Consider the following 8,684-nt stretch of genomic DNA (forward strand, 5'->3'; position numbering starts at 1 on the left):
ATTACTTCCTCTTGGCCTTCTTGTCCGCCGCGTGGCCCGGGAAGTTCCGGGTCGGGGCGAACTCGCCGAACTTCATGCCGACCATTTCTTCGGAGACCGACACCGGCACATGCTTCTGGCCGTTGTGGACGCCGAACGTCAGACCGACGAACTGCGGCAGGATGGTGGAGCGGCGCGACCACGTCTTGATCACGTCCTTGCGGCCCGACGATTGAGCGGCGTCGGCCTTCTTGAGCAGATACCCGTCGACAAACGGGCCTTTCCAGGAGGAGCGGGCCATTCTTAGCGAGCCTTCTTCACGTGACGGCTACGGATGATGAACTTATCCGTGGCCTTGTTCTTGCGGGTACGGGTGCCCTTGGTGTCCTTGCCCCACGGCGTAACCGGGGTACGACCACCAGAGGTCCGGCCTTCACCACCACCGTGCGGGTGGTCGATCGGGTTCATGGCGACGCCGCGGACGTGCGGACGCCAGCCCATGTGACGCTTGCGGCCCGCCTTGCCCAGGTTCTGGTTCATGTGCTCGGGGTTCGACACGGCGCCGACCACGGCCATGCAGCCGTCCAGGACCATGCGAAGCTCGCCCGAGCCCAGACGGATCTGAGCGTAGCCCTGGTCGCGACCGACCAGTTGAGCGTAGGCGCCGGCCGAACGGGCCAGCTGAGCGCCCTTGCCCGGCTTCATCTCCACGTTGTGGATGATGGTGCCGACGGGGATCGAGCGCAGCGGCATGGCGTTGCCCGGCTTCACGTCGACCTTCTCACCCGCGACGATGGTGTCGCCGGCGTGAAGGCGCTGAGGCGCGATGATGTAGGTCTTCTCGCCGTCCGGATAGACAACCAGGGCGATGAAGGCGGTGCGGTTGGGGTCGTATTCCAGACGCTCGACCGTGCCGACCACGTCGAACTTGCGACGCTTGAAGTCGATCTTGCGGTACAGCTTCTTGGCGCCGCCGCCGCGGAAGCGGACAGCGATGCGACCGCCCTGACCACGACCGCCCGACTTGGTCAGGCCTTCGGTCAGCGACTTCTCCGGGCGGCCTTTGTGCAGCTCGGAACGGTCGACCAGCACCAGGGCGCGGCGGCCCGGCGACGTCGGATTGTAATGCTTCAGAGCCATCTTCTTAGAGCCCCGTCGTGACGTCGATCGACTGACCATCGGCCAGCGTCACGATCGCTTTCTTGATGTCCACGCGACGGCCCAGGATGCCCCGGAAGCGCTTGGTCTTGCCCTTTTGAACCAGGGTGTTGACCTTGAGGACGTTGACTTTGAACAGGCTTTCGACCGCAGCGGCGATCTCGTCCTTGGTCGCCGTGCCGGCGACGCGGAAGACGACCTTGTTCTGCTCCGACAGGATCGTGGCCTTCTCGGTGATCACCGGAGCCAGGATGGTGTCGTAGTGCTTGGCGGTGGGTTGAGCGGCGGCCATTATGCGGCTTCCTTCTCAGCGAAGCGCGCCTCGATGGCTTCAACAGCCGCCTTGGTCAGCACCAGTTTGTCGGCCCGCAGGATGTCATAGACGTTCAGGCCGGCGTTCGGCAGCACGTCGATGTGCGGGATGTTGCGCGCGGCCAGGCCGAAGTTGGTTTCAACTTCCGGACCCGCGATGATCAGAGCCTTGGTCCAGCCCAGCTTGCCGAAGGTCTCGCGCAGCGAGGCCGTCTTGGCTTCCTTGACCGAGACGCTGTCGACGACGACCAGGTCGCCGGCCTTGACCTTGGACGACAGGGCGTGACGCAGAGCCAGGGCGCGGACCTTCTTCGGCAGCGAATAGCCGTGGTCACGGACAACCGGACCGAAGGCGCGCGAACCGCCGACGAACTGCGGCGCACGGCGCGAACCGTGACGAGCGCCGCCGGTGCCCTTCTGCTTGTACATCTTCTTGCCCGTACGAGAGTTCTCGTTGCGGGTTTGAACCTTGTGCGTACCGGCGCGGCGCTTGGCCAGCTGCCAGTTGACGTAACGGGCCAGCAGGTCGCCGCGGATGTCGGAGATGCCGAAGACGGCGTCCGACAGCTCAACGTCGCCAGCAGCCTTGCCGTCGAGTTTGATGACCGAGAGTTTCATTACGCTTCACCGCCTTCGGTCGCTTCCACGGCCGGCGCTTCAGCCGGGGTCGAAGCGGGTTGAGCAGCGGCCGACTTCACGGCGCCCGGGAACGGGGCGTCCGAGGGACGGGCCTTCTTGATGGCGTCGCTGACCTTGACGTAGGCGCCGTCGTGACCCGGGACAGCGCCCTTGATCAGGATCAGGCCACGCTCGGCGTCGACGCGGACGACGGTCAGGTTCTGGGTCGTGACGACTTCCTGGCCGAGATGGCCAGCCATCTTCTTGCCCTTGAAGACCTTGCCCGGATCTTGACGCTGGCCGGTCGAACCATGCGAACGGTGCGAAATCGACACGCCGTGCGAGGCGCGCAGACCACCGAAGTTCCAGCGCTTCATGGCGCCGGCAAAGCCCTTACCAATGGTATGGCCCTGGATGTCGACCTTCTGGCCCGCGAGGAAGTGGTCGGCCGACAGTTCGGCGCCCACGTCCAGCAGGGCGTCTTCACCCACGCGGAACTCGGTTACATAGGCCTTAGGTTCGACCTCGGCCTTCGCGAAGACTTCGCGTTGAGCCTTGGCCGTGTTCTTGGCCTTCTTAACGCCAGCGCCCAGCTGAAGGGCGACGTAACCGTCGCGCTCCTTGGTACGTTGGCCGACGACTTGGCAGCCGTCGAGCTGGAGCACAGTGACCGGAACGTGTGCGCCGTCATCGGCGAACACGCGGGTCATCCCCAGCTTCTTGGCGATCACGCCCGTGCGCATGTCGGATCCCGCCTCTTTCTTTCTTAGATCTTGATCTCGACGTCCACGCCGGCGGACAGGTCGAGCTTCATGAGCGCGTCCACGGTCTGCGGGGTGGGGTCGACGATGTCGAGCACGCGCTTGTGCGTGCGGATTTCAAACTGCTCGCGCGACTTCTTGTCGACGTGCGGCGAGCGGTTCACGGTGAACTTTTCGATCAGGGTCGGCAGCGGGATCGGACCACGAACGGTCGCGCCCGTGCGCTTGGCGGTGTTAACGATTTCGCGCGTCGAAAAGTCGAGGACGCGGTGATCGAAGGCCTTGAGCCTGATGCGGATGCTTTGATCCATATCGGTTGTTATTCCCATGCGGCCGGAGCCGCGTCCCTGTGAACCATTTCAAAGACCGAAGCCTCAGAGCGATCACTCGCTCCCAGGAAACGCAAATCCGCAAAAACGAGCGGCCCACGCAGTCCCCCGCGAAGGCCGTAAGTTCCCAAGAAGCTGCAAAGAACAGTAACTTAGGTCGTCCCTGCGGACCGCGTCTGCACCCGAAAGTGCACAGCCGGTCCAACAAGAGGGGTGCTTATGCCTTCCGATTCCGTTTCCGTCAAGCGCGGAAATCCCCGCCCCGTCAGGGTTTGCGACTCACGTCGCCCGCACCCCTCTCCGACCGCCGCACTGCAACATAACACGGGCCGATCGTTAGGGACTAAGGCGGGAAAACGGCCAGATGAACACCGCGGAAAGGCACCGCCGCAATACCTTCCGTATACTGACGCAGTTATGCCGCAATGCGTCACTTTTGGGCAACATCGCCCCTGATGTGACCTCTGCATGACATGTTTGTTACGGCAAAGCGCCAAAGAGCGACCTATGTCTCGCTCATCGCCGGACGGGCCAAGCTTGTTTGGCGGCAGTACATAAGGACAAAAAAATGAAAACCGTCTTTCTCGCTTCGGTCGCCGCCGCGACCCTGATCGCCGCTCCCGCCTTCGCTCAAGACGCCATCGGCTCGGTCGGCATCGCCTACAACTACGCTGACGTCGAAGGCACCGACGTGAACCGCGGCGTCATCGACGGCACCGTCGCTTCGCCGGTGTTCGGCGACTGGACCGTCACCTTCAACGCTGAAGCCGCCTACACGGACGTCCAGCACGCCGGCGACGAAACCACCCTGGCCGGCGCCGTGCACCTGTCGAAGAAGATCGAAGACATGCGCTTCGGCGGCTTCTACGCCGCTTCGGAACTGGGCAACACCACGCTGAACACCTTCGGCCTGGAAGGTCAGAAGTACCTGGACCGCGCCACCCTGACGGGCGTCGTCTCGTACGGCACCGCGGCTGACGCCGACATCTGGACCGTGGCCGGCGACGCCGCCTTCTACGCCACGCCGCAACTGCGCCTGAGCGGCGGCGCCGCGTACACCAACGTCGACGCCGACAACATGTTCATCGGCAACAGCGACGTCGACGCCTGGTCGGCCGGCGTGGCTGCTGAGTACCAGTTCGCCAACTCGCCGTACTCGGTCTTCGGCGGCTACGACTACGTCAAGTCCTCGGACCTGGACGTCGACGCCAACGTCTTCAAGATCGGCATGCGCTACAGCTTCGGCGGCGGTCTGCAAGCCCGCGACCAAGCCGGCGCCAACCTGGGCCGCACGCACAACGGCGTGTCCGCCCTGCTCGGCCTCTAAGCGATCTTCGCGGTCTTCGGACCGCACGGATCAACGAAACCCCGGCGGAGCGATCCGCCGGGGTTTTTGTTTGCCTGGACCGTCCAGGCTCCAGGCATGAAAAAGGCCCGAGGGGTTCCACGCTCCCGGGCCTTTTCCTTCAGGGGTTCGCGGCGTCAGCGACCGATGCGCAGATCCCCTGATCCCACGATCGAGCGGGACACTCGGCCGGTCGCCTCTGCGACCCTCACATCGCCCGAGCCGGCGATAGCCACCGAGACGTCGCCCGCCGTTCCACCGAAATTCACGTCGCCCGAGCCGCCGATGGACACCTCCAGCGTCGTGGCCCGACCGTTCCTCACGCGCACCCCGCCCGAGCCGCCGATGGCCGCCTTGGTCTCACCGTCGACGGAAGCAACATCGATACTGCCCGAACCGCCCACGCTGGCCTCCAGCTTGCTGGTCGCGCCCGCATAGATGGAGCCCGATCCGCCGACGGCCGCTTCCAGATCGCGCGACGTGCCGGCCCGGATGGAGCCCGATCCGCCGACCGACAGGCTCATGTCGCCATCGACGTTCGCCACCGTCCAGGAGCCGCAGCCGCCGTTGCCCAGCTCGACCGAGCGCGCGCCGCGTCCAATGGAGCCGAACACGGCGCCGCCGCCGTTCACGTCCACGTCGCGCGGCGTGCGCAGAACGATCAGCGGCGCATCCTCCAGACGAATACGGCCCTTGCCGCGCACCTCTACCGATGCGCCTTCGCCAGGCTGGCGGGCGTCCGCCGGACCGCTGTTGCACGAGCCGATCTGACCGCCGTTGAAGCTCATGCCCCGGCCGCGTCCCAGACCGCCGTCGATACGCACCTGATCGCCTCGACGCTCGATGCGCAGCTCAGGCAAACCGGCTGAACCTGGCGTGATCTCGACGCCGACGTCTGCGCGGTCTTCCGGGATGACGATGACGCGCGCCACCGCGTTGCGGATGGTCACTTCATCGGCCAGGGCCGGCGCCGCCAGCACGGCGGAAGCGGTCAGTGCGGATCCGATGGCGGCGGCGATTGCGGCGGGTTTCATCAGCGGGGTCTCCCTGTCTCTGTGTCCAGGGAAGACTGAGGGCCCCACGCCGCAAAGTCAGTTTAAATCGAGGTCATGAACCCCTTTTAACCTAAGGCGACCGTCAGGTTGCGGGACCGCCTGCACGATCCGGCGCCAAGGCCGCAGCCCCATCCGTCGCGCCTACAGCAGGTTCGAAATCCCGCTTGAACGCGGCGATGCGGCTCTTCATCAGGCCCGTGCGCTTCAGCGCCACCGAAGCGGCCCAGCGCGCGGCCAGTTCGGGCTTGCTCATGCGATCCGTCGTGCGCGGCTCCCCTCCCCGGCTGCGCAGGAAGGCGTTGGTGTAGAGGGCCCCGTTGCGGATGCGCGACGGCCAGCTCTGGAACTCCACCGACAGGGAGACGCAGAAACGGTCCAGATTCTCTACCCGGTGCGGCGCATAGAAGGGCCAGGTCAGCGCCTGCCCCGGCTCCAGATCGACGATTCGGGCGTCGTCCTCGAAGGCGCGGCGATAGGGAATCTCTTCGGTCGTCTGGCGGGTGACGACCTGCTCCATGCTGCGCTCCGGCAGATGGGCCTCATCACCCGGATAGACGAACAGGCGCTTGCGGCCGCGCATGTGCAACAGCACCACGCCGCCGGCGTCGAAGTGGTACGGCACCCGCGCCTTCGGCGAGGACAGGATCAGCTGGCCGCTGGCGCTGGCCGCCTTCACTCCATAGCCGCCCAGTATGCGCTCGAAGTCGACCATGGCCGCGCGCCACAGCTCGGGCCAGCCCTGCTCGACCTTGCGCATATTGACCCACAGACGGCCCTGTTGGATCGCCTCCAGCAGTTCGGCGCCGTTCAGTTTTCCACGTGCGCCGGTCCGCAGGCTGACCTGACCTTCGTCGTCATAGTCGTACAGGTTGATGTCGAACAAATCGGCCGGATAGCGGTCCAGCACCTCGGCCAGCGCCTGATCCTCGGCGAATCCGTCGGCGACCAGGGCGTGAGGATGGACCTCGGCCTGGGTGATCGGGCCTGCGTAGCGCGTCATGGAAGCCGTCATACCGCTCTCCTCATCGATCGGCCGAGCCGGCCGCTTTTTGTTTCCGCACCATGTCGGCGGCCGCTCTCAGCACGCCCGAGGCCTGACCGGCCAGACTTGTCTCACACGCCTCGACCACGGACCAACGCCGCCGCGTGCTGATGCGCAGCCGCTCCGCCCGTGCATGGCCCAGCACGCCCAGGGCGGCGCTCGCCGTCGCGCACATGGCGGCGCCGACGCCCGGTCGAGCCACAACGCCTTCGACGGTCACAAGGCCCCCGTCGTCATAGTATTTCTTGTAGTTGCCGCCGACGCCGACGCCGTAGTCGAAGATGCGATAGCCGCGCTCCGAGCCCAGACGGATCGTCTCCTGCGTCAGCACGATGCCGGGCGACCAGCGCGCGACCTCCTGCTCATAGACCGGGAACCACAGGTGGAAATGACGCCCGGCGTGCATGGAGTACTCCATGGCGACGACCCGCCCGTCCACCCGCAGCACGGCCATGGAGGCGCCGAAGCCGTCCTCGCCCCGGCAATCCATCAAGGCGTGCAGGACGTCGCCCGTCCAGCCGCAGGCGAAGATGTCATGATGCCCCGTGCGGCGGTACTGTTCGCTCTTCTCGATGATCAGGCGTTTCAGCAGGGCGTGATCGTGCAGCTCGATCTCGATTTCGACCGCCCTGAAGGCACCGTCCAGGCCGCGACGAGAGCGCTCCTTGTCCTTGAAGTATTTCGGGAAGGCCTTCCGGCGTCGCGCGTACCAGGCGTCGAATCCGCCCTCGTCAGGCACCACGGAGACCACGCTGTGATTGCGCAGCATCGCCTGCGGCGCCTCGCCGATCCAGGCGGCGGCGGCGAAGCGCGGCGCGCCGATGAGGGCCGCCGCCTCCTGCATCGAAGGCTTGTCCTCGCGCGGGCCGATGACGCCGTGATAGTCGTTCATCGGCGCGGCCAGAGGCTGAACCGTCCCGCCTCGGCGCTGATGCGGATAATAGCCGACAATACGGCCGTCCCGTTTGAAGACGGCAACAGCCGAACCGGGACAGATTGGCCCGGCCGTCCGTGCGAACTCCCAACGGAAATAGGGGCTGCTCAGGTCCGGATCCGCGCGCGCCCACTTGTTCCATTGGACGCCCTCCTCGGCCGACAGGTCGGCGAGGTTGCGGATTTCAACTGATAGTGGTCCCGACATGACGCTCCCTTCGGAACGATCACAGCAAGTCCCGTTCCAACACCGCCTCATACGGCCAAGCCCTTGAGGCCGGGTTAGCGTTCAGCGCCTTGCGCAAAAGATCGGAGCTTCACCGCGTCTCGCCGCATTGACCTCATTCAGGAGGTGCTCATGCCGAAACCACGCCCCAAGACCCGCGAAACCGAAAACGAGAACCAGCGTCCCGACAAGGAGGGCAGTCCGCCTCGCCCGGCCACCGAGCCCAAGGGCGCCGAGGGCAGCAGCAACTCAGGCCGCACGGAAACCGACCCCGCGACCGGCGCCCCGAACGACTGACATGCAAAACGGCCCCCGGATCGCTCCGGGGGCCGCTCTGTTACGCTTACGCATACTCTTACTGTGCGACCTCAAGGGCCGCCCGTCGATTACTCGACGATCTTGGCCACGACGCCGGCGCCGACGGTGCGGCCGCCTTCACGGATGGCGAAGCGCAGCTTCTCTTCCATCGCGATCGGCGTGATCAGCTCGACGTCCAGCTCGGCGTTGTCGCCCGGCATGATCATCTCGACGCCTTCCTTCAGGCGCACGATGCCGGTCACGTCCGTCGTGCGGAAGTAGAACTGCGGGCGGTAGTTCGTGAAGAACGGCGTGTGACGGCCGCCTTCTTCCTTGTTCAGGATGTAGGCTTCAGCCACGAACTTCGTGTGCGGGGTGATCGAACCCGGCTTGCACAGCACCTGGCCGCGCTCGACGTCTTCACGCTTGGTGCCGCGCAGCAGCACGCCCACGTTGTCGCCGGCTTGACCCTGGTCCAGCAGCTTGCGGAACATTTCGACGCCCGTGCAGGTCGTCTTCTGAACCGGACGGATGCCGACGATTTCGACTTCTTCACCGACCTTGACGATGCCGCGCTCGACGCGACCCGTCACCACGGTGCCGCGGCCCGAGATCGAGAACACGTCTTC

Annotated in this window: 12 protein-coding genes; 2 read left to right on the forward strand and 10 right to left on the reverse strand. The window is 65.4% G+C overall.

All coding sequences use genetic code 11. The annotated features are described in order from the left end of the window. Position 1: 1 nt before the first annotated feature. Genes rpsS through rpsJ form a run of 6 tightly spaced genes read right to left on the reverse strand, consistent with a single transcriptional unit; the run spans position 2 to position 3,139 of the window. Positions 2–280, reverse strand: a complete 279-nt coding sequence (gene rpsS, locus B2Y21_RS01360) for a 30S ribosomal protein S19 (protein WP_003164372.1) — start codon at positions 278–280, stop codon at positions 2–4. Between the two features lie 2 nt (positions 281–282). Continuing rightward, the gene (gene rplB / locus B2Y21_RS01365) at positions 283–1,119 is read right to left on the reverse strand and encodes a 50S ribosomal protein L2 (RefSeq protein ID WP_003164371.1); all 837 of its coding nucleotides are present in this window, start codon (positions 1,117–1,119) and stop codon (positions 283–285) included. A gap of 4 nt (positions 1,120–1,123) precedes the next feature. Next, entirely contained in the window at positions 1,124–1,429 is a 306-nt protein-coding gene (locus tag B2Y21_RS01370; protein WP_003170030.1) for a 50S ribosomal protein L23, read from the reverse strand. Continuing rightward, on the reverse strand, positions 1,429–2,067 hold the full coding sequence (rplD, locus tag B2Y21_RS01375; protein ID WP_292056205.1) for a 50S ribosomal protein L4: 639 nt from the start codon (positions 2,065–2,067) through the stop codon (positions 1,429–1,431). Before rplD ends, B2Y21_RS01370 begins: the two co-directional genes overlap by 1 nt. Further along, positions 2,067–2,810, reverse strand: a complete 744-nt coding sequence (gene rplC / locus B2Y21_RS01380; RefSeq protein ID WP_087139530.1) for a 50S ribosomal protein L3 — start codon at positions 2,808–2,810, stop codon at positions 2,067–2,069. The genes rplD and rplC overlap by 1 nt, the downstream gene beginning before the upstream one ends. Before the next feature lie 23 nt (positions 2,811–2,833). Then, positions 2,834–3,139 carry a 30S ribosomal protein S10 gene (gene rpsJ, locus B2Y21_RS01385; RefSeq protein ID WP_003164367.1) on the reverse strand — a complete coding sequence of 102 codons (306 nt, stop codon included), beginning with the start codon at positions 3,137–3,139 and terminating at the stop codon, positions 2,834–2,836. Between the two features lie 586 nt (positions 3,140–3,725). Here rpsJ and B2Y21_RS01390 point away from each other — a divergent pair. Beyond that, on the forward strand, positions 3,726–4,484 hold the full coding sequence (locus B2Y21_RS01390; protein ID WP_292056208.1) for an outer membrane protein: 759 nt from the start codon (positions 3,726–3,728) through the stop codon (positions 4,482–4,484). A 155-nt stretch (positions 4,485–4,639) separates the two neighbouring features. On the opposite strand, the gene B2Y21_RS01395 is transcribed toward B2Y21_RS01390, so the two are convergent. From B2Y21_RS01395 to B2Y21_RS01405, 3 genes are all read right to left on the reverse strand, one after another. Beyond that, positions 4,640–5,536, reverse strand: coding sequence for a GIN domain-containing protein (locus B2Y21_RS01395; protein ID WP_087139532.1), 897 nt, complete (start codon positions 5,534–5,536; stop codon positions 4,640–4,642). A gap of 103 nt (positions 5,537–5,639) precedes the next feature. After that, positions 5,640–6,569, reverse strand: coding sequence for a transcriptional regulator (locus B2Y21_RS01400; protein ID WP_292056213.1), 930 nt, complete (start codon positions 6,567–6,569; stop codon positions 5,640–5,642). 10 nt (positions 6,570–6,579) lie between these two features. After that, positions 6,580–7,740, reverse strand: a complete 1,161-nt coding sequence (locus B2Y21_RS01405; protein WP_292056216.1) for a GNAT family N-acetyltransferase — start codon at positions 7,738–7,740, stop codon at positions 6,580–6,582. A gap of 150 nt (positions 7,741–7,890) precedes the next feature. On the opposite strand from B2Y21_RS01405, the gene B2Y21_RS01410 reads away from it, so the two are divergent. Continuing rightward, complete coding sequence (locus B2Y21_RS01410; RefSeq protein WP_200165640.1) at positions 7,891–8,055, forward strand: hypothetical protein; 165 nt, start codon at positions 7,891–7,893, stop codon at positions 8,053–8,055. Between the two features lie 89 nt (positions 8,056–8,144). On the opposite strand, the gene B2Y21_RS01415 is transcribed toward B2Y21_RS01410, so the two are convergent. Further along, positions 8,145–8,684 (reverse strand): EF-Tu/IF-2/RF-3 family GTPase (locus tag B2Y21_RS01415; RefSeq protein ID WP_292056221.1); only part of this gene is annotated, 540 nt, incomplete at its 5' end.

The organism is Brevundimonas sp. UBA5936 (genome assembly GCA_002430835.1).
In the GTDB taxonomy this organism is placed as follows: Bacteria; Pseudomonadota; Alphaproteobacteria; order Caulobacterales; family Caulobacteraceae; genus Brevundimonas.

What these genes read in the sequence shown, in the direction of transcription:
- rpsJ (WP_003164367.1), bottom strand. Translation starts at nt 3,139, where the DNA reads ATGGATCAAAGCATCCGCATCAGGCTCAAGGCCTTCGATCACCGCGTC.
- rplC (WP_087139530.1), bottom strand. Translation starts at nt 2,810, where the DNA reads ATGCGCACGGGCGTGATCGCCAAGAAGCTGGGGATGACCCGCGTGTTC.
- B2Y21_RS01410 (WP_200165640.1), top strand. Translation starts at nt 7,891, where the DNA reads ATGCCGAAACCACGCCCCAAGACCCGCGAAACCGAAAACGAGAACCAG.
- B2Y21_RS01405 (WP_292056216.1), bottom strand. Translation starts at nt 7,740, where the DNA reads ATGTCGGGACCACTATCAGTTGAAATCCGCAACCTCGCCGACCTGTCG.
- B2Y21_RS01370 (WP_003170030.1), bottom strand. Translation starts at nt 1,429, where the DNA reads ATGGCCGCCGCTCAACCCACCGCCAAGCACTACGACACCATCCTGGCT.
- rpsS (WP_003164372.1), bottom strand. Translation starts at nt 280, where the DNA reads ATGGCCCGCTCCTCCTGGAAAGGCCCGTTTGTCGACGGGTATCTGCTC.
- B2Y21_RS01395 (WP_087139532.1), bottom strand. Translation starts at nt 5,536, where the DNA reads ATGAAACCCGCCGCAATCGCCGCCGCCATCGGATCCGCACTGACCGCT.
- rplB (WP_003164371.1), bottom strand. Translation starts at nt 1,119, where the DNA reads ATGGCTCTGAAGCATTACAATCCGACGTCGCCGGGCCGCCGCGCCCTG.
- B2Y21_RS01390 (WP_292056208.1), top strand. Translation starts at nt 3,726, where the DNA reads ATGAAAACCGTCTTTCTCGCTTCGGTCGCCGCCGCGACCCTGATCGCC.
- rplD (WP_292056205.1), bottom strand. Translation starts at nt 2,067, where the DNA reads ATGAAACTCTCGGTCATCAAACTCGACGGCAAGGCTGCTGGCGACGTT.
- B2Y21_RS01400 (WP_292056213.1), bottom strand. Translation starts at nt 6,569, where the DNA reads ATGACGGCTTCCATGACGCGCTACGCAGGCCCGATCACCCAGGCCGAG.